This window comes from Ruegeria sp. YKSE079, assembly GCF_059612845.1.
This window is the reverse complement of sequence record NZ_JBXWRJ010000027.1, coordinates 1-18,180: the sequence shown is the minus strand read 5'-3', so window position 1 is coordinate 18,180 and position 18,180 is coordinate 1. Positions and strand designations below refer to the sequence as shown.

General features: G+C 61.9%; 19 protein-coding genes. 8 read left to right on the top strand and 11 right to left on the bottom strand.

Going from position 1 to position 18,180, the window contains the following annotated elements; translation table 11 throughout:
* The first annotated feature begins 114 nt into the window (after positions 1-114).
* Both AC2FMY_RS19590 and AC2FMY_RS19585 read left to right on the top strand, forming a co-directional pair.
* Complete coding sequence (locus tag AC2FMY_RS19590) at positions 115-1,794, top strand: adenylate/guanylate cyclase domain-containing protein (RefSeq protein WP_496807928.1); 1,680 nt, start codon at positions 115-117, stop codon at positions 1,792-1,794.
* 208 nt (positions 1,795-2,002) lie between these two features.
* Entirely contained in the window at positions 2,003-3,721 is a 1,719-nt protein-coding gene (locus AC2FMY_RS19585; protein WP_480749509.1) for a bifunctional sulfate adenylyltransferase/adenylylsulfate kinase, read from the top strand.
* A gap of 177 nt (positions 3,722-3,898) precedes the next feature.
* Here AC2FMY_RS19585 and AC2FMY_RS19580 read toward each other — a convergent pair whose 3' ends face one another.
* The 4 genes from AC2FMY_RS19580 to AC2FMY_RS19565 form a co-directional block, all read right to left on the bottom strand.
* Positions 3,899-4,759, bottom strand: a complete 861-nt coding sequence (locus tag AC2FMY_RS19580; protein ID WP_496807927.1) for a glycosyltransferase family 10 domain-containing protein — start codon at positions 4,757-4,759, stop codon at positions 3,899-3,901.
* The gene (locus AC2FMY_RS19575; protein WP_496807926.1) at positions 4,759-5,646 is read right to left on the bottom strand and encodes a PhzF family phenazine biosynthesis protein; all 888 of its coding nucleotides are present in this window, start codon (positions 5,644-5,646) and stop codon (positions 4,759-4,761) included. Before AC2FMY_RS19575 ends, AC2FMY_RS19580 begins: the two co-directional genes overlap by 1 nt.
* A gap of 111 nt (positions 5,647-5,757) precedes the next feature.
* Positions 5,758-5,982: a DUF1150 family protein gene (locus AC2FMY_RS19570; protein WP_480749512.1), complete on the bottom strand. Its 225-nt coding sequence runs from the start codon at positions 5,980-5,982 to the stop codon at positions 5,758-5,760.
* A 3-nt stretch (positions 5,983-5,985) separates the two neighbouring features.
* Complete coding sequence (locus tag AC2FMY_RS19565) at positions 5,986-6,399, bottom strand: Hsp20 family protein (protein WP_480749513.1); 414 nt, start codon at positions 6,397-6,399, stop codon at positions 5,986-5,988.
* 165 nt (positions 6,400-6,564) lie between these two features.
* Between AC2FMY_RS19565 and AC2FMY_RS19560 the strand changes: the two genes are divergently transcribed.
* The 4 genes from AC2FMY_RS19560 to AC2FMY_RS19545 all read left to right on the top strand — a co-directional run bounded on the left by AC2FMY_RS19560 (position 6,565) and on the right by AC2FMY_RS19545 (position 9,297).
* On the top strand, positions 6,565-6,789 hold the full coding sequence (locus tag AC2FMY_RS19560) for a YdcH family protein (protein ID WP_480749514.1): 225 nt from the start codon (positions 6,565-6,567) through the stop codon (positions 6,787-6,789).
* A gap of 200 nt (positions 6,790-6,989) precedes the next feature.
* Entirely contained in the window at positions 6,990-7,475 is a 486-nt protein-coding gene (gene purE / locus AC2FMY_RS19555; protein WP_496807925.1) for a 5-(carboxyamino)imidazole ribonucleotide mutase, read from the top strand.
* Positions 7,472-8,227 carry an NAD(P)-binding domain-containing protein gene (locus AC2FMY_RS19550; RefSeq protein ID WP_496807924.1) on the top strand — a complete coding sequence of 252 codons (756 nt, stop codon included), beginning with the start codon at positions 7,472-7,474 and terminating at the stop codon, positions 8,225-8,227. Before purE ends, AC2FMY_RS19550 begins: the two co-directional genes overlap by 4 nt.
* A 2-nt stretch (positions 8,228-8,229) precedes the next feature.
* The gene (locus tag AC2FMY_RS19545) at positions 8,230-9,297 is read left to right on the top strand and encodes a 5-(carboxyamino)imidazole ribonucleotide synthase (protein WP_496743752.1); all 1,068 of its coding nucleotides are present in this window, start codon (positions 8,230-8,232) and stop codon (positions 9,295-9,297) included.
* Positions 9,298-9,340: 43 nt separating this feature from the next.
* Here AC2FMY_RS19545 and AC2FMY_RS19540 read toward each other — a convergent pair whose 3' ends face one another.
* The 5 genes from AC2FMY_RS19540 to AC2FMY_RS19520 form a co-directional block, all read right to left on the bottom strand.
* Positions 9,341-10,492, bottom strand: coding sequence for an alpha-D-ribose 1-methylphosphonate 5-triphosphate diphosphatase (locus tag AC2FMY_RS19540; RefSeq protein ID WP_496743750.1), 1,152 nt, complete (start codon positions 10,490-10,492; stop codon positions 9,341-9,343).
* On the bottom strand, positions 10,489-11,265 hold the full coding sequence (locus tag AC2FMY_RS19535) for an alpha/beta fold hydrolase (protein WP_496807923.1): 777 nt from the start codon (positions 11,263-11,265) through the stop codon (positions 10,489-10,491). The genes AC2FMY_RS19540 and AC2FMY_RS19535 overlap by 4 nt, the downstream gene beginning before the upstream one ends.
* A gap of 38 nt (positions 11,266-11,303) precedes the next feature.
* A complete protein-coding gene (locus tag AC2FMY_RS19530; RefSeq protein WP_496807922.1) occupies positions 11,304-12,146 on the bottom strand; it encodes a DMT family transporter in 843 nt (280 codons plus the stop codon).
* Between the two features lie 361 nt (positions 12,147-12,507).
* Complete coding sequence (gene groL / locus AC2FMY_RS19525) at positions 12,508-14,148, bottom strand: chaperonin GroEL (RefSeq protein WP_496743744.1); 1,641 nt, start codon at positions 14,146-14,148, stop codon at positions 12,508-12,510.
* A 62-nt stretch (positions 14,149-14,210) separates the two neighbouring features.
* Positions 14,211-14,498, bottom strand: a complete 288-nt coding sequence (locus tag AC2FMY_RS19520) for a co-chaperone GroES (RefSeq protein WP_170614752.1) — start codon at positions 14,496-14,498, stop codon at positions 14,211-14,213.
* A gap of 148 nt (positions 14,499-14,646) precedes the next feature.
* Here AC2FMY_RS19520 and AC2FMY_RS19515 point away from each other — a divergent pair, with 148 nt between their 5' ends.
* Positions 14,647-15,666, top strand: coding sequence for an alpha/beta fold hydrolase (locus AC2FMY_RS19515; protein WP_496807921.1), 1,020 nt, complete (start codon positions 14,647-14,649; stop codon positions 15,664-15,666).
* Between the two features lie 140 nt (positions 15,667-15,806).
* Here the strand turns inward: AC2FMY_RS19515 and AC2FMY_RS19510 are convergent, their stop codons facing one another.
* Positions 15,807-16,808: an AraC family transcriptional regulator gene (locus tag AC2FMY_RS19510; RefSeq protein WP_496807920.1), complete on the bottom strand. Its 1,002-nt coding sequence runs from the start codon at positions 16,806-16,808 to the stop codon at positions 15,807-15,809.
* 113 nt (positions 16,809-16,921) lie between these two features.
* Here AC2FMY_RS19510 and AC2FMY_RS19505 point away from each other — a divergent pair, with 113 nt between their 5' ends.
* Positions 16,922-17,311 carry an antibiotic biosynthesis monooxygenase gene (locus AC2FMY_RS19505; RefSeq protein WP_496743738.1) on the top strand — a complete coding sequence of 130 codons (390 nt, stop codon included), beginning with the start codon at positions 16,922-16,924 and terminating at the stop codon, positions 17,309-17,311.
* A 229-nt stretch (positions 17,312-17,540) separates the two neighbouring features.
* Here AC2FMY_RS19505 and AC2FMY_RS19500 read toward each other — a convergent pair.
* Positions 17,541-18,180: DUF2161 domain-containing phosphodiesterase (locus AC2FMY_RS19500; RefSeq protein WP_496807919.1), on the bottom strand; the 640-nt coding region annotated here is incomplete at its 5' end.

Here is an 18,180-nt window from a genome sequence, read left to right as displayed (position 1 = left end):
CGGGCAAACCCCGGCACGGGCTGGCCCGGTGACAATCGCGAGAGTGGGGCTTGACCATCCCGGTCTGCGCCTCACAATGTTGACCCTGGCGCGAAAAGCAAACCGGAGGCGCAAGTGGCAAGTGTTCTCTGGCGAGGCAACTGGACGACACGGCTCAGGATCGTAACCGGGCTGATCCTGCTCACCTTTGCCTTTTTCCATTTTTTCAACATCGGTCTGGGCCTGTTCCATACCGACTATCTGCACGACATTCAGGACGGTCGGACAATGGTGTCGCGGCACGGTCTTGTGAGCATCGTTCTATATGCGGCACTGCTGATCCATGCCGGTCTGGCGCTGGTTTCGGTTGCGCGGCGCAGGACATTGCGCATGCCGTTCAGTTCGGCCCTGCAGATTGTTCTTGGCCTACTGATTCCGCTACAGCTGATCTCGCATCTTGTGCAGACGCGCTATGCCCATGAAATCTATGACGTCAATGACGAGATGGGCTATATCATCGCGCTGATGTGGCCTGGTCCGGCCATCTGGATGCAGAGCCTGCTGCTGCTCATCGTCTGGGTGCATGGCTGCATCGGCCTGCACATGTGGTTGCGGCTGACCCGCTGGTGGTCGGGGATGGTGCCCTATCTGATCGGATTGGCGGTGTTTGTCCCCTGTTTTGCACTGGCCGGGTTGCTGACCGAAGGGCGGCGGATCTGGGCCGATTTTTCCGATGAGTTCCTGCGCGAGCAGTATATCGAACACTATAACTGGCCCAGCCCCGAAGCCTTCGAGGCGATGTTCAGCGTCAAGGATAACGCCCTTATGGCGTTCTGGGCGGCACTGGCGGCGGCGCTGGCCTTTCATCTGGGTCGCAAGATGTGGCGACGCAGACATTCGGTGCGAATTCAATACGTGGACGGCCCGGAAATCCGCTCGGAAAAAGGCATGACCCTGCTGGAGATGTCGCTTGCCAACGCGGTGCCGCATACCGCCCTGTGCGGCGGCAAGGGGCGCTGCACCACCTGCCGGGTCATCGTCGAGGAAGGCGCCGACCTGCTGCATCCGCCGGGCACGGTCGAGGCGCGCAGCCTTGCCGCCATCGATGCCCCGCCCGGTATGCGGCTGGCCTGCCAGATCCGCCCGATGGACCCGGCGACGGTATTCCGCGTCTTTCGGCCCGAAGGTGGGCGCAACCGCGCGCATGCCAGTCAGGGGCAGGAACGGCAACTGGCAGTGTTGTTTCTGGATATGCGTGGGTTTACCGCCCGTACCACGGGGCAGTTGCCATATGACGTTGTTTTCCTGCTGAACCGGTTCTTTGACGCCATCGTGCCCGCAATCACGAAAGCGGGCGGTGTGGTGGACAAATACCTTGGCGACGGGCTGTTGGCGGTGTTCGACACCCGTGACGCCGCCAGTTCGGCGCGGGCCGGTATTCAGGCGGCAATCGGCGTCAGCCGCGCCCTGCAGGAGTTCAATCAGCGGCTGGCACAGGAAGACGCGCCGGAAATCCGGATCGGGATGGGGCTGCATATCGGCACCCTCGTGCTGGGCGAGATCGGGGCGGCCGGGCATGCGCCCCGCACCATCATCGGTGACACCGTCAATGCCGCCAGCCGTCTGGAAGGCGAGACCAAGGCGCTGGGCGCCGAGCTGCTGATCTCGGCCAACGTATTGACGGCCGCGGGCATCGCGGTGGCGCCCCTCGCACTTCAGGAATTCAGGTTGCGGGGCGTTCCGGAACCCCTTGCCGCCCTGGCAGTTGAATCGGCCTCGGAATTGGCCTCGATGCTGGGGCTTCCGGAACAATGACCCTTTTGAGGGCCGCAATCCGTCACCTGGACGAAAATCTTCCCACAGATCGACAAATGCCGGCAAAAGACGTTCTGATTGGCGGAAAAACGACACACTTCGTCCTTTGTTGCGGCCGACCGTCTGGACTCCGCCCGTGCAACCGGGCAAATGCCGCTCGAAACTGCTGGAAAATGCAAATTCCCACCCTGGTGGCACGAGTATTGAAATGACGATGTTGAGCAACCTAGCCCCGATTCCCGAACTGTACGTTTCCTACGAATCCGCCCAGAAGCTGAAAGTCGAAGCCGCCGACCTGACCAGCTGGGATCTGAGCCCGCGCCAGATCTGCGATCTGGAGCTGCTGATGAATGGCGGTTTCAACCCGCTCAAGGGTTTTTTGTCGGAAGAAGACTACAATGGCGTGGTCGAGAACATGCGTCTGGCCGACGGCACCCTTTGGCCGATGCCCATCACGCTGGACGTGAAAGAGGACTTTGCCGACAAGATCGAACTGGGTCAGGACATCGCCCTGCGCGATCAGGAAGGTGTCATCCTGGCGACCATGACCGTGACAGACCGCTGGACGCCCGACAAGGCGAACGAGGCTGCCAAGGTTTTCGGCGCCGACGACAGCGCACACCCGGCGGTGAACTATCTGCACAACGTGGCCGGAAAGGTCTATCTGGGCGGGCCGATCACCGGCATTCAGCCGCCCGTGCACTATGATTTCAAGGCCCGTCGCGACACGCCGAACGAGTTGCGGGCCTATTTCCGCAAGGTGGGCTGGCGCCGTATCGTCGCCTTCCAGACCCGCAACCCGCTGCACCGCGCGCATCAGGAACTGACCTTCCGCGCCGCCAAGGAAGCGCAGGCCAACCTGCTGATCCACCCGGTCGTCGGGCTGACCAAACCCGGCGATGTCGATCACTTCACCCGCGTGCGCTGTTATGAGGCGGTGCTGGACAAATATCCGGCCTCGACCACCTCGATGAGCCTGCTGAACCTTGCCATGCGCATGGCCGGCCCGCGCGAGGCGGTCTGGCACGGCCTGATCCGCAAGAATCACGGCTGCACCCATTTCATCGTCGGCCGCGATCACGCAGGCCCGGGCAAGAACTCGGCCGGTGAGGATTTCTATGGGCCCTATGACGCGCAGGACCTGTTCCGCAAATACCAGGACGAGATCGGCATCGAGATGGTCGATTTCAAACACATGGTCTATGTGCAGGAACGCGCCCAGTACGAGCCCAATGACGAGATCAAGGACAAGGACAATGTCACCATCCTGAACATCTCGGGCACCGAGTTGCGCCGCCGCCTGCAGGAAGGTCTGGAAATTCCGGAGTGGTTTTCCTTCCCCGAAGTCGTTGCCGAGCTGCGCAAGACCCGGCCACCGCGCTCGCAGCAGGGCTTCACGGTGTTCTTCACCGGTTTTTCGGGATCCGGCAAATCCACCATCGCCAACGCGCTCATGGTCAAGTTGATGGAAATGGGGGGCCGTCCGGTGACATTGCTTGACGGCGATATCGTGCGCAAGAACCTCAGCTCGGAACTTGGCTTCTCGAAAGAACACCGCGATCTCAACATCCGCCGCATCGGCTATGTCGCCTCGGAAATCACCAAGAACGGCGGCATCGCCATTTGCGCGCCCATCGCGCCCTATGCGACGACCCGCCGTGCCGTGCGTGAAGATATCGAAGCCTTTGGCGCCTTCTGCGAAGTCCATGTCTCGACCTCGATCGAAGAATGCGAACGCCGCGACCGCAAGGGCCTCTACAAGCTGGCGCGCGAAGGCAAGATCAAGGAATTCACCGGAATTTCGGACCCCTATGACGTGCCGGAAAATCCCGAATTGCGGGTCGAAACCGAAAATGTGGATGTCGACAACTGTGCACACCAGGTTTTGTTGAAACTGGAAAGCATGGGCCTGATCGCCGGGCACTGACCTCGCAACAGACTTGCAAGACGGCCCCCTTTGCGGGGCCGTATTCTTTTGGGGATGTCGGAATTACGAAAGGGCGCTGCCCCTCTTGCCCTGCGGGCAATTCACCCCGGGGTATTGAAAACCAGAAAGAATCAGGAGCGTGCCGGAGGCGCACATTTTGGCGACGGTTGGCCAGGATCAGAGCTGATCGCGCAGCGCCCGCGCCACCCGGCCTTCGAAATCCCCCAGTTCCGCCGCTTTGGGCTTGATTGCCTGAAGCAGTGGCAATCTGGACGCGTAATCGTCCACTGTCAGAGCTTCGACTGCTTGCCGGATATCGTCGGCGCTTTTGCACAGGATCATGCCTGCCGGGTCCAGGAACCTCTCGATATTGGGACAGCCCCAATAGATCGGCACGGTATCGCACAGGATCGCGTCGATCAGTTTTTCCGAGACATAGTTGGTCTCGCGTACGTTCTCGATCACGATCGAAAACCGATAGGGCGCCAGCCCGTCCGACTTGCGCTCGAACGGCATGTAGCCGCGCCCCATGATATCCACGTCCTGCCCCGTTTCGCGGACCCAGTCGATCATCTCGTGGCGAAGCTGGTGACCGATCAGGTCCCGCTTGGCCGAGGCGATCAGGGAACAGGATTTGGTTTTCAGAGGGTTCAGGTCCTGCCAGTCGGGCACCATGGTCGAGCCATAAGGCACGAAGACAGCGTTGGGGATGCTGTTCAGTAAGACTTCGTGAAAGGTAAAGACCCGGAAGAACCGCCGCCAGGTGAACCGCAGCAGGCGGTCGTGCTTGGCGTGGATCGCACTCGGTTCTCCCATCATCAACGAGATCTGCGCCCGTGTTCCCCGGCGCAGCCGGAAATGGGCCATCGTATTTGGATACATGATCAGGTGATCGCTCGGGGCCAGATCGCCCACACGGGCGCCGGTCAGGCGCCCGGGGCATCCCAGCGGCCAGATCAGGTCGGACAGCGGCAGCGCCGCCAGATCGGGGCCAAGCCGATTGCCGTAGGGCAACAGCGCGATCGCAGGCTCTGGCATCACATCTCACCTTCGGGCAGATCGACCTGCCCGCGCATCAGCACAAAACCCGATCCGGCCACCTTGATCCCCGTCATCCGGTCCGGTTCTCCGACCCGGGTGACGGTGGCGCGACCGGGACGGCCCATGTCATGGCCCTGCTCGGCGACGAAACTGTCCTTGGGCATCAGCCCGTATTTCCACAGATAGGCCGCCATCGCGCCGGTGGCAGAGCCGGTGAACGGGTCTTCGGGCGGGCTGGGCGGTGCCATCAGAAGACGGGAAAATGTATCACCCTGCCCGGTCGCGCCCTGCAGGGTGACCAGAAACGGCTCCATCATGTCGGTGCCGGAATAACCCTGGCTTTCGGCCATGCGGCGCAGGGCGTCGATGTTCAGCCTTGCCGCCCGCAACGCCTGATGGTCACGCAGCACCGTGATGCAGAACGGCAGGCCGGTGGACACGATCTGAGGCGGCGAGACAATCGCCTCGGGGTTCAATCCAATCCCTTCGGCCACGAGTTCAGCCGGGATAGTCGCGCCGAATTTCGGTGCGACCTGCGTCATCTCGATCTCGTCATCGGTCAGTCGGATCGACACAATTCCCGCACCGGTTTCAAGTGTCAGATCATCGCCCGAAATCATCCCGCGAGACCGCAGGGCCGCGACGGTTGCAATAGTGGGATGTCCGGCAAAGGGGATTTCACGGCTGGCCAGGAAATAGCGCACGCGGATATCTGCAATTTCGGACGGGCCGGTAAAGGTGCACTCGACCAGAGAGGTTTCGCGCACGAAGGCTTGTGAGGTTTCCGGGGACAGTCCTGCGCCGCCATGGACAACGGCACATCCGTTGCCGCCAAAGGGCAGGTCGGTAAAGGCGTCCACCCAGTCGAAATCGAACCAGCTCATATCCGCTCTCTCGCTGTGTCAGTATTCTCGGCGGGAGTACGGGCCCGGCCGGTCCGTATGTTTCGCCGTCCGGGCGGCGAATGTCACGTCAAATCGTGGCCGACCGTTGTCTTAGTGCACCGTCACCGGCGTCAGATCGTTCTGGCGGGCCAGTACGAAGGCCAGCTTGCGGTTGGCGACCAGGGCCAGTTGCTGACCGTTCGCGTCATGAACCGCATAGAGGTGATCGAGATCACCGGCCTGAATACGGACTTCTTCCGGCAGATCGGCCACGTCGACGGCCTTGACATAAACGATCCGGCTGTCCTTGTCCTTGAAATCGAATGGTGTGTGCATGGCTTACCCTTTCCTGATGTTGATCGTCTGCACCACCGCTTCGGGAATGGCGCGGGTCAGATCGATATGCAGCAGCCCGTTTTCCATCACCGCCTCACCAACCTCGACACCGTCTGCCAGCACGAACATGCGCTGAAACTGACGTGCGGCGATGCCACGGTGCAGGAACACGCGCCCCTCGCTGTCGTCGCGTTGCCGTCCCCGGATCACCAGTTGGCGATCCTCGATGGTGATTGACAGATCCTCTTCGGCAAACCCGGCCACGGCCAGCGTGATCCGATAGGAATGATCCGAGGTCTGTTCGATGTTGTAGGGCGGATATCCTTCGTTGCCGGCCTTGGCCGAGCGTTCCAGAAGGCGTTCCAACTGCTCGAACCCCAACAGGTGCGGATAGGAGCCAAGTGTAAGTTTCGACACGTTGTTTCGTCCTTGTTCATCAAAGCGACGGTTCGGGCGGTCCCGTTCTGGCAACCGCTCTGTCTAGAATATGGTAAGAAACCGGGATGTCCACAAGGTCTAGGCGGATTCCCTGTTACGCACTATTGTGTGTACCAAGCAGAACAAAAAGAATTGAGTCGCCATATGAATGCGCCAACGGACCTGTCGATGAAATCCGACGACGTGCTGAAGGTGGAACTGGAGGTCTTTCGCCGCCAGCACCGCGATCTGGATGAAGCCATCGAAGCGCTGGAAGCCAAGGGAACAGCCGATCAGCTTACGATCAAGCGGTTGAAAAAGCAGAAACTTCGCCTGAAGGACATCATTGCGATGATCGAAGACCGCCTGACGCCTGACATCATCGCCTGAACTTTTCCCCGTCGAACGGAATGCCGGATCGGACGCATTGGGCACGACGCCATGCCCGGATCAGGCGACGCGTCGTTCTGATCGCACCCATCCGAAGTCTCCAGCGGGAAATTCTCTATGAAAATGGCTGTCTTGGCGCATTGCCACATAGGCGGATTTGGCTATAGTGCGCGCTCTTTCCACAGATGGGGGCCGGGTGCATGGGCGACATCAAAGTAGGGATCATCATGGGCAGCCAGTCGGATTGGCCCACGATGAAGGAAGCCGCCGACATTCTGGACGAGTTGGGCGTGGCTTATGAGACCAGGATCGTCTCGGCGCACCGCACCCCGGATCGCTTGTGGGAGTATGGCAAGACCGCGGTGGAGCGCGGGTTGCAGGTGATTATCGCAGGCGCGGGCGGGGCGGCGCATCTGCCGGGCATGATGGCGTCGAAAACGCGGGTGCCGGTGATCGGCGTTCCGGTTCAGACCCGTGCGCTGTCGGGCGTCGACTCGCTTTATTCCATCGTGCAGATGCCCAGGGGCTTTCCGGTGGCGACCATGGCGATCGGGTCTGCGGGCGGAGCCAATGCCGGGCTGATGGCGGCAGGCATTCTGGCGTTGCAGGATGACGCCCTGGCCAAACGGCTGGATGACTGGCGCACGGCGCTTTCGGCCTCGATCCCGGAAGAACCGCAGGGATGAGCCGGATCGGTTTCATCGGCACCGGCCATATCGCGGCGCCCATGGTGCGGTTTCTGGCCGCCAGGGGGCATCACATCGCGGTGACGGAACGCAGCGCGTCGGTTTCCGCACAGCTGGCGCAAGAGCTTGGGGTCGACGTGGATACGCCTCAAGGCGTCATCGACCGGTCCGATATCGTATTCCTGTGCCTGCGCCCGCATCTGGCGGCGGAGGTTCTTGCGCCGCTCAGCTTTCGGGCGGATCAGCAGGTTGTCTCGGTCATGGCGGCGGTGCCGGCCGGGCAACTGGCCAGACTGTGCGCCCCGGCCTCGGATTTCGTGCAGACCATTCCGCTGGGATTCCTGCAGACCGGAGGCTGCCCGCTGGCCGCGTTCGGCAATGACCACCTGCTGGCACAATTGTTCGAGCCGGAAAACCCGGTGGTGAAAGTGGCTGACGAGGTCGCGCTGAACGCACATTTCGCAATCTGCGCCATGGTTCCGGGAATTCTGGACCTTATGGCAACCGGTGCAGGGTGGCTGGCCCGGGAAACCGGCGATGCGGATGCGGCGGAGTTTTATACGACGCAACTTGTGTCGGGGTTTCTGTCGACGATGGACAAGGGCAAGGCGGGGCGTCTGGCGGAAGAACGCGATGCCCTGGCAACTGATGGCACTTTGAGCCTGCAGATGACGGATACACTGACATCGGGCGGAGCACATGAAGCTTTGCGGTCTGCGCTGACCGCGATTGGAAAACGGCTGGAGACCTGACGATGACGGAAATGCTCGCCCCCGGTGCGACGATCGGAATTCTGGGCGGTGGTCAGTTGGGCCGGATGCTGTCGGTTGCTGCGGCGCGTCTGGGCTTTACCACCCATATTTTCGAGCCGGGTCAGAACCCGCCCGCGGGGCAGGTGGCCGACCGGGTGACAACCGCGCCTTATGATGACGCGGAGGCGCTGCAGGCGTTTGCCGACAGTGTCGATGTCATCACCTATGAGTTCGAGAACATCCCGACCGAAGCGCTGGATCTGCTGGAGGCGCACCGCCCGATCCGTCCCGGTCGCGAGGCGCTGCGTGTCAGTCAGGACCGCCTGATCGAGAAATCCTTTCTGCGTGATCTGGGCCTGCTGACCGCACCCTTTGCCGATGTCGCCGATCTGGACGATCTGCAGGCGGCGATTGCCGAAATTGGTACACCGGCCATTCTGAAAACCCGCCGCTTCGGCTATGACGGCAAGGGGCAGGCCCGGCTGCGTGCGCCCGAGGATGCCGAGGCCGCGCTGGCGGACATGGCCGGCGCGCCCTCAATCCTGGAAGGGTTCGTGGAGTTCAGCCATGAAGTGTCGGTCATCGCCGCGCGCGGGCTGGATGGCCAGGTTGCCTGTTTCGATCCGGGCGAGAACGTGCATCGCGACGGCATCCTGCACACCACCACGGTGCCTGCGCGCCTGTCACCGGCGCAACGCACCGATGCGGTGCTGCTGGCCGCCAACATCCTGAACGCGCTGGATTACGTCGGCGTCATGGGGGTCGAGTTGTTCGTGACGCCGCAGGGTCTGATCGTCAACGAAATCGCCCCGCGCGTGCACAATTCGGGCCACTGGACCCAGAACGGCTGTGCGGTGGACCAGTTCGAGCAGCATGTCCGCGCCGTCGCGGGCTGGCCACTGGGCGACGGCCAGCGCCACTCGGACGTGGTGATGGAGAACCTGATCGGCGCGGATATGGACCGGGTGTCGGATCTGGCCCGCGAGCGCGACGTGGCGATCCACCTTTATGGCAAGGCCGAGGTCAAGGCCGGGCGCAAGATGGGCCATTTCAACCGGATCACCCGCTGAGGGGTGCGGGAGCATTTTTCAAGATGAAGAAATGGCGGTTCGCCTACCGCAGGAACCGTGCAGCAATATCACCGGACATATAGCTGACGCGCCCGCCTGACAGGGTGGCGGCGACGCGGCGCGTGGTGGCATCCAGGATAACCAGATCGGCGCGTTTTCCGGGTGCCAGAGCGCCCCGGTCATCCAGGCCCAACACCCGCGCCGGACCGTCCGAGACCAGCGACCAGGCAGCGGCGAAATCCAGCACGCCTGTCGCCACCAGCATCAACGCCGCGCGGCGCGGGCTGGGATAGTGATAATCCGAGGCCAGCGCGTCGCACAGCCCCATCGCAATCAGTTCTACGGCGCTGGCATTGCCGTTATGCGAGCCTCCCCGCACCACGTTGGGCGCGCCCATGATCACATGGTCCCCGGCGGATTTGGCGGCCTCGGCGGCCTCGCGGGTTTCCGGAAATTCGGCGATGCTTGCGCCCCGGTCACGCCATTGCCCGCGGCCCTCGGCGGTGGCATCGTCGTGGCTGCCCATCCGCACCCCCTGCCCCGCCAGGCGGGCGCAAAGTGTTTCCAGCGCGGCGGGAACTTCGTCGCGGCGCGCATGCAGGCCCTGCATCAGTTCCAGATGGGCCTCGGGACTGCGCCCGGCCTTCAGCGCCTGCCCGGTCAGGCGCGGCGGCTTGCGCCCCTGCGCCAGCCGATCATGCGGCAGGTGGTCGTTGAAGACAACATAAGGGATGTTCCAGTCGGCCACGTAGTCGGGCAGTGTGGGATGATCGTCCAGCAAATGGGTTTCGAACCGCAATTGCGGGATCAGGCAGGTCACAACCTCGCCGCGGACCTGCATGATGGCGCGGAATACCTGGGCGGCGAAATCCGGCCCGCGCAGCCCGCCCTCCCAACTGTAGAACTGGGCCAGAACGGCGGTGGTGATCCCGTTCGCCGCGAGTTCGGCCTCGGCGGCCAGCACGCCTTCGTTCGTCTGTTTCATCGCGCCCCGGCGCGGCGCCAGGTGGCGTTCGAACCCGTCACCGTGCAGATCGACGATCCCGGGCAGGATCATGTATCCCGACAGGTCAACACATCGCCCGACCGGGTCATTGCAGATCACACCCTGGGCGATGCCAAGCTCTGCCTCGGTCAATCCTTCATCGGGCAGCAGCACCCGCGCGCCCTGTAACCGCAGATCCAGTGCCGTCATTGCGTCGACTCCGACCTGGGCTGGGTGCAATCCTGCCCGACGCAGATGTCGTCGATCACCTTGGCCACAGCCTCGGACCACGAAATCTCGGGGCCGAAGCGCCCGAATTCGATGAAATGCAACACCTGCGCCACCACGCGGGGATTGTTCATCATGAAGGTATGGGTGACCGGCAGCACGATATGATCGGTCATACCCTGAACCCTGGTACTGTCGATCGAGACCTTGCCGTCATCGGGTCCTTCGATCAACGAAGAAAACAGCGGGTTCAGCGAGTTTCTGCCCGCGATCACGCCCAGGTCGAAATTCACCGGCGGCAGCTGGCGGGGCACGCTGTCCGGCCCGGTTCCCAGTGCCAGACCGGCGGGGCCGTTCAGCAGGCCGAACACTTCCCAGTCGCCAAGTTCGTCCACCAGCTCGCTGCCCTGGTTGGGCGGCCCAAGCATGACGACGCGGCCAAGGTTTTCCGGCATGTGATCCTTCAGCCAATACCGGATCAGGATGCCACCCATCGAATGCGCCACGAAATGGGTTGTCTGGTCGCCGCATTCGGCCATTGCCGTAGGCAGGGTCTGGTTGGCCAGCTCGGGAATTGGCAGATCGGTCGAGGGGTATCCCGGGCGCACCACATCGTAACCGCGATGCAGCAAGAGCTGTTCCATCACCGCAAACGACGTCTCGGTCCGTGCCAGCCCGTGCAGCAGCACGACGCAATCGGCGCGCAGGGCCGCGGGCCAGAGCAGTAACAGGAACAGGAGCAGCAGATACCTCATGTCAGCCAGATAAGCCTATTTGGCGTGCAGGAAAAGCCTCAGCCCGCGCGACGCCGGGTTACCGCCAGCGCAATCCCGCCCAGAACCAGCGCCGTGCCGGCGGTCAGCTTCCAGCTGAGCGTCTCGCCCAGCAGCAGAACGCCCGCGAGTATCGCGATCACCGGCACGCTCAGCTGTGCGGTGGCGGCGACCGGCGCGGCCAGACCGGGCAGGACGCGGTACCACAACGCATAACCCAGCCCGGATGTCACCGCCCCCGACAGGATCGCCAACAGATACCCCGGCAGGGCCATGCCCCAGCCCCCGCCCAGCGCGAGAATGGCGAGGGCCGTCACCGGCAGGGCGATGATGAAATTGGCGCCTGTCCCGGCCAGCGCATCCGGCTCGCTGCGCCCGGCCAGTGAATAAGCCCCCCAGCCCACGCCTGCGGCGATCATCAGGGCCGCCCCGCCGGGGTCGACCCGAACCGCGCCCGTTGGCCACAGGATATAGGCCAGCCCGCCAAAGGCGATGCCCGCGCCGGCCAGCTGCCGCGCCGTGGGCGGCGTGCCGGAAATGGTGGTGGCGGCAAACATGGTGATCTGCACCACCCCGAACAGGATCAGCGCCCCGACCCCGGCATCCAGCGTCAGATAGGCGGTCGAAAACCCGATCATGTAAAGCGACAGCGACCCCGCCCCGACAATCCGTCGGCGCGAGAGCAAGGGCAGCCCGCCGACCTTCAGATGCACCAGAACCGCCAGCGTGACCGCCCCTGCCAGCACCCGGACCACGGCAAATCCGCCCGGCTCGCTGGCGCCGATGTCGATGGCCATGCGGTTGAGGATCGAGTTCGCGGCAAACGCGACCATGGTCAGAGCGGTCAGGAGAAACAGCTTCATCTCAACCGCATAGCGCGTTCGCGCCCGTTTGAATACTCACTTTTCTGCCGGTTCGGTATCGAACGCCCCGGGATGGATCGGCGTTTTCTCCAGATATTCTCCTGATACCGGAATACCAAACGCTCAGCCGCTTTTCGCGGCGCAACGCTCAGGCCGGGATCCGATCAGATGACCTTCGCGCAAGTGCCGCTTCTTTCCGGTCCCAAATACCCTCGCCGAAGGCAGGCCCGCATAGCGGGCCTTTGAACGAAACCGGGGCCGCCCAAAGGCGACCCCGAAACATCTGGCCGGGTTCCGGGCAGATTGGCCTTAGGGCCAATCGCCTTTCTTCCCAAGCGGAATTTCCTTGCGGAAATCCGGCTTACATCATGCCGCCCATGCCGCCCATGTCGGGCATGCCGCCACCTGCCGGTGCGTCTTTCTGCGGCTTGTCGGCCACCATCGCTTCGGTGGTGATCAGCAGACCGGCAACCGATGCGGCGTCTTCCAGAGCGGTCCGGACAACCTTGGCCGGGTCGATCACGCCGAACGAGAACATGTCGCCATATTCCTCGGTCTGCGCGTTGAAGCCGAAGGCCGGGTCGTTCGACTCGCGCACCTTGCCTGCAACCACGGCGCCGTCGACGCCTGCGTTCTCGGCGATCTGGCGCAGCGGCGCTTCGATGGCCTTGCGCACGATGTTGATGCCTGCGGTCTGGTCGGGGTTCGCACCTTCCAGATCGATCAGAACCTTGCCGGCCTGAACCAGAGCGACACCGCCGCCCACGACAACGCCTTCCTGAACGGCCGCGCGGGTTGCGTTCAGAGCATCGTCCACACGGTCCTTGCGCTCTTTCACTTCGACTTCGGTCATGCCGCCGACGCGGATCACGGCAACGCCGCCTGCCAGTTTGGCAACACGTTCCTGCAGCTTTTCGCGGTCGTAGTCAGAGGTGGTTTCTTCGATCTGGGTGCGGATCTGTGCAACGCGTGCTTCGATCTCGGCCTTCTCGCCAGCGCCGTCAACGATGGTGGTCTCGTCCTTGGAAATCGAGATTTTCTTGGCGGTGCCCAGCATGTCCATGGTCACGGACTCGAGCTTCATGCCCAGATCTTCCGAGATCACCTGGCCGCCGGTCAGGATCGCGATGTCCTGCAGCATGGCCTTGCGGCGATCGCCGAAGCCCGGTGCCTTGACGGCTGCGATTTTCAGGCCGCCGCGCAGCTTGTTGACCACCAGGGTCGCCAGCGCTTCGCCTTCGACGTCCTCGGCGATGATCAGCAGCGGTTTCTGCGACTGGATCACCTGCTCGAGCAGCGGAACCATCGGCTGCAGCGACGAGAGCTTCTTCTCGTGCAGCAGGATCATGCAGTCTTCCAGCTCGGCGACCATCTTGTCGGCGTTGGTCACGAAGTAGGGCGACAGATAGCCGCGATCAAACTGCATGCCTTCGACGACATCGGTCTCGGTTTCCAGACCTTTGTTTTCCTCGACGGTGATGACACCTTCGTTGCCGACCTTCTGCATCGCGTCAGCGATCTGGCGGCCGATTTCGGCTTCGCCGTTGGCCGAGATGGTGCCGACCTGAGCGACTTCGTCCGAGTCGGTGACGTCACGGGCAGCAGCCTTGATGCCTTCGACAACCTTGTGGGTCGCCAGGTCGATGCCGCGCTTGAGGTCCATCGGGTTCAGACCGGCAGCAACCTGCTTGAGGCCTTCCTTGACGATGGCCTGGGCCAGAACGGTTGCGGTGGTGGTGCCGTCGCCGGCTTCGTCATTGGTGCGCTGGGCGACTTCTTTCACCATCTGCGCGCCCATGTTTTCGAACTTGTCTTCCAGTTCGATTTCCTTGGCAACCGAAACACCGTCCTTGGTGATGCGCGGTGCGCCGAACGACTTGTCCAGCACCACGTTGCGGCCTTTGGGGCCCAGGGTCACTTTCACGGCGTCAGCCAGAATGTTGACACCCTTGAGCATCTTGTTGCGGGCATCGGTCGTAAACTTGACGTCCTTAGCAGCCATGTTCTTTCTCCTTGAGAGATAAATACGTGTTGAAGCGTTGAAAGATCAGAGAGGCGGGCGCCTTACTCGATGATCCCCATGATGTCGCTTTCCTTCATCATCAGCAGCTCTTCGCCACCGACATTGACCTCGGTGCCCGACCATTTGCCGAACAGGATCTTGTCACCGGCTTTGACAGCCATTGCGATCAGTTCGCCGCTGTCCTTGCGCGCGCCTTCGCCGGTCGCGACGACTTCGCCTTCGCTGGGCTTTTCTTTTGCACTGTCGGGGATGATCAGTCCGCCTGCGGTTTTCTCTTCGCTTTCCACGCGGCGAACCAGCACACGGTCATGAAGCGGTTTCAATGCCATCTTTGCAGCTCCTTGGGCTCAAAGGTTGTTTTTCCTCCCCCCGCCTCAATGGCGGGAGCGTTATCACTCATAGTCGTCGAGTGCTAACGGCGAATAGCTAGGCAGGAAAAAACCGGCTGTCAACAAGCTGGATGAATTTTTTTTCGACATGGCGAACACAGGCGCCGTCGGCTCCGGGTTTGACTTCGCGCCAACCGCACATAGGGTGGGAATGGCCGTGCCTCAAGAGCAGATCGCAGAGATATGGCCGACGGGGGACGAAATGCAGATCAAAGCGAATGGTATCGCACTGGAAGTCGAACAATGCGGCCCCGGCGATGGCACGCCACTGGTCCTGATCCGTGGCCAGGGCAGCCAACTGGTTCATTGGCCGGACGAGCTGATCGGAGGGTTTGCCGACGCGGGTTTTCGCACGATTCTGTTCGACAACCGCGATGTCGGGCTGTCCCAGCGCTGTCCGGCGCCCGAAGCTCCGGGCGAAGCAGATGCGATTCTGGATCTGCTGCGGCAAGGCGGCGATCTGCCCAAACCCTTTGGGATCACCGACATGGCGGCGGATGTCGTCGGCCTGATGGACGCGCTTGGCATTGCCCGCGCGCATGTGTTCGGCATTTCGATGGGCGGCGCGATCCTGCAGCGGCTGTGCATCGACCACCCCGACCGTTTGCTGAGCGCCACAATGGTCATGACGACCTGCCGCCCTTTCGCCGAACGCGCGGGCCGAGATGGCGCGGCGATGCTGGCGCTGGCGGAAAAGCTGCTGGTGCGGCCCCGCACGCTGGAGCAGTATCTTAACGATCAGGTCGACGAGCATCGCCTGTGGGGCAGCCCCGGCTATCCCATGGCCGAGGACGACATTCGCGCCATGGCCGCCCGCGCCTATGCCCGCGGTGTCGACGATCAGGGCATGAATCGCCAGGTTCTGGCCATCGCCAACGCATGCGACCGGCGCACCGCGCTGCAAGCGGTCACCCTGCCCTGTCTCGTCATCCACGGCACCCACGACGAACTGGTTCCCCTGGAATTGGGCGAGGAAGTGGCCGCCTGCATTCCCGGCAGCGAGTTGCATGCCATCAACGGCATGGGGCACATCATCACCCCCGCCCTGTCGCCGCTGATCGTGAACCTGGTGGCAGACTTCATCTCACGACAGTCGCCTGGGGCATAGGCCCCAAAGCGCCTGTGCCAGCCACGTTCAGAAGAGACCGCGTCGCCAAACCGTTTTGGTTCGTTGTGCGGGACAAAACTTCCGATCAACCAATTCAAATCGATGTCCGCTTTTCACTTTCAGAGTTTGAATATCCTCAGCTACGCATGGTCCGATCTGAATTTTTTTGGAGTCTGGCCGGTCCAGCGCTTAAATGCTCGTGTCAGCGCGCTTTGGTCAGAATAACCAAGGAAAAAAGCGATCTCGCTTAGAGACATGCTTCCGGACGAGACAAGGTTCCGAGCCTGATTTTCGCGCACCTCATCGACAAGCCGGGTGAATGTCATATCGCGTTCCTCAAGACGCCTTTGCAATGTACGAGTGCTGACCGCAAGCGCTTGGGCGATAGCGCTGATATCTGGTTCTCCATCCCCCAATACACGCATGATTTCTTGTTGCGCCTGCGTTACCAGATCATCGGGGTGCGGACGCATCGAATTGAGGTGTGACGCGTGGTCCGAAAGCACCTCAAACAGACCCTGATCGCCGGTTGCGAGTGGACGGTTCCAGTCTTGCTCCCGGATAGAAAGCCGCGCTGTCTCGCCGGAGAAGCTGACCTCGCTTCGAAAATATCCGCGATAAAAGGCCGGGTCGCCAGCTGGTGCATGAAGAAATTCAACTTTCCGGGGTGTCCAGTCAGGACCGAGCATCCGTCGAAATCGCTCTGTGACCACGGTGAAAGTGATCTCAACAGCGGGAAAAGGCACAGGCCCGATCATGGGCTTAAGCGCTAAGTGATGCCCGAAATCGTCTTCACCAATCTCGAAATTGAGCCATGTGTTGATGAGCCGGAAATGCTCAACAAACCGGGCCAGTCCTTCGCCGGGGGTTGAGGCGGCCAGCAGCAGATAATCTATCGTCTTGTATGAACCGTGCACCGCGCGAATACCGGCGTCCATCGCAAGATAGGGATTGCGGGTTTCGCGATAGGCGATCTCCCAAAAAGCTTTCATGACGTCCAACGTCACTTCGCCATCCGGGTCGTGGGCCACGTCGGATGGAATGCCAGCCTGATCCAACAATGTCTCGGAGGAAATGCCGACTTCCTCGGCAGCCTTCAAGACAGCGCGGACAGTCGCCGTCGTATTTCGATGTTCCTGCATCAGCAAGAGATATCAACGGGTTGCTGCGCTGTCAAAAATTTGGCGCGTGAGGTCGAGATCGAAATTTCCTGTTTGAGCAATATACGATTGTCGGTTCACACAGGAGAAGTAATATGACCACGCTTTCGAAAAAAACCGCCCCCGCAGCAGCCGTCGTCGCATCCGTGGCCGCCGCTTCGTCGGTGGCGCAAGAAGCCTACCCGCTGGACAATCTGGGATATGTCGTTCAATTCGTCCGCTTCGAAAGCTCGCTCGCCCGTGAAGACGTTCTAGCCGCCGCAAACGAACGCCGACCGTTATTCGAGGCGATGCCGGGACTGGTTCAAAAATACTACCTCGAACTTGATGAGCCCAATTCCTATGGCGGCATCTACATCTGGGAAAGCAAGGAAGCGATGGCGGCCTTTCGTGAAACAGACATTTTCAAAGGTATCCCTGCTGCATATGGCATCGCGTCGCAGCCGCAAGTAGACATCATCCCGGTGCTGTTTCCACTCAGGTGAATTGACCACTTCTTTTTTTGCTGGCGACTCAGCCCCCAGCTACAACGTTTCGACATGGTCGTTGCAACTCATGTCTAAAAACCGATGAGTAACGTCGCGCGCCTCAGTAATCTTAGATCGCCAATGCTGACGTTGGTACCAAATGCAGCATCGGTAGAAATGGGCTCAAAGCCGACCAACGCCTTTTCACAACATGGCCCCAAAATTGCAGACCGGCCTGCGCTGCCGGTCAGCTGTCTTGCTCCCAACTATAGGCCCAGTGCCGGAGGCCCTCCCGGCCCGCTTCGGTCAGGCGGTAGACACCGGTCGCAACCTTCTCGAACCAGCCATAGTGATTGTCGCGCATGATCCGCGTCGCCGGGGCGACCCCGGTTGCCCTGGCAACGTCGGCCCCCTTGGCGGCGCCGTTCTCGGCCAGATGCGCGGCACAGCGCAGCGCGTCCTGGCGATAGGCCGTGACGATGCCGTGACGGGTCGCACCGCCCGAGTTGGGATCGCCCTGCAGCCGGTCGAACTCGCGCAATAGCCCTGCGGTGCGTTTGGCAGACTTGCGAGGGGCGTAGGGGCCGGGGTCGCAATGCACCTCTGCCCGGCCGTCGGGACGGACGGTGATCAGGCCCAGCCCCAGACGGCGGCACAGGTTCAGGTTGTCCCGCAGGGCGCGCCGCGCGGTTCTCCCGCTGGGCCGGACGACCGCCACGTAAACCTGTTCGGACAGCCTGAGCCGGGCGACAGCCTGATGGAACAGCGACAGGGAAAACCGCAGTTTCAGCTCGACGATCACCGGCGGTTCACCCGCGCGGCAGGCAACGACGTCGGCGGCGCCAACCTCGCCCTTCACCTCGTAACCCTGCCGTTCCAGCAAGGCC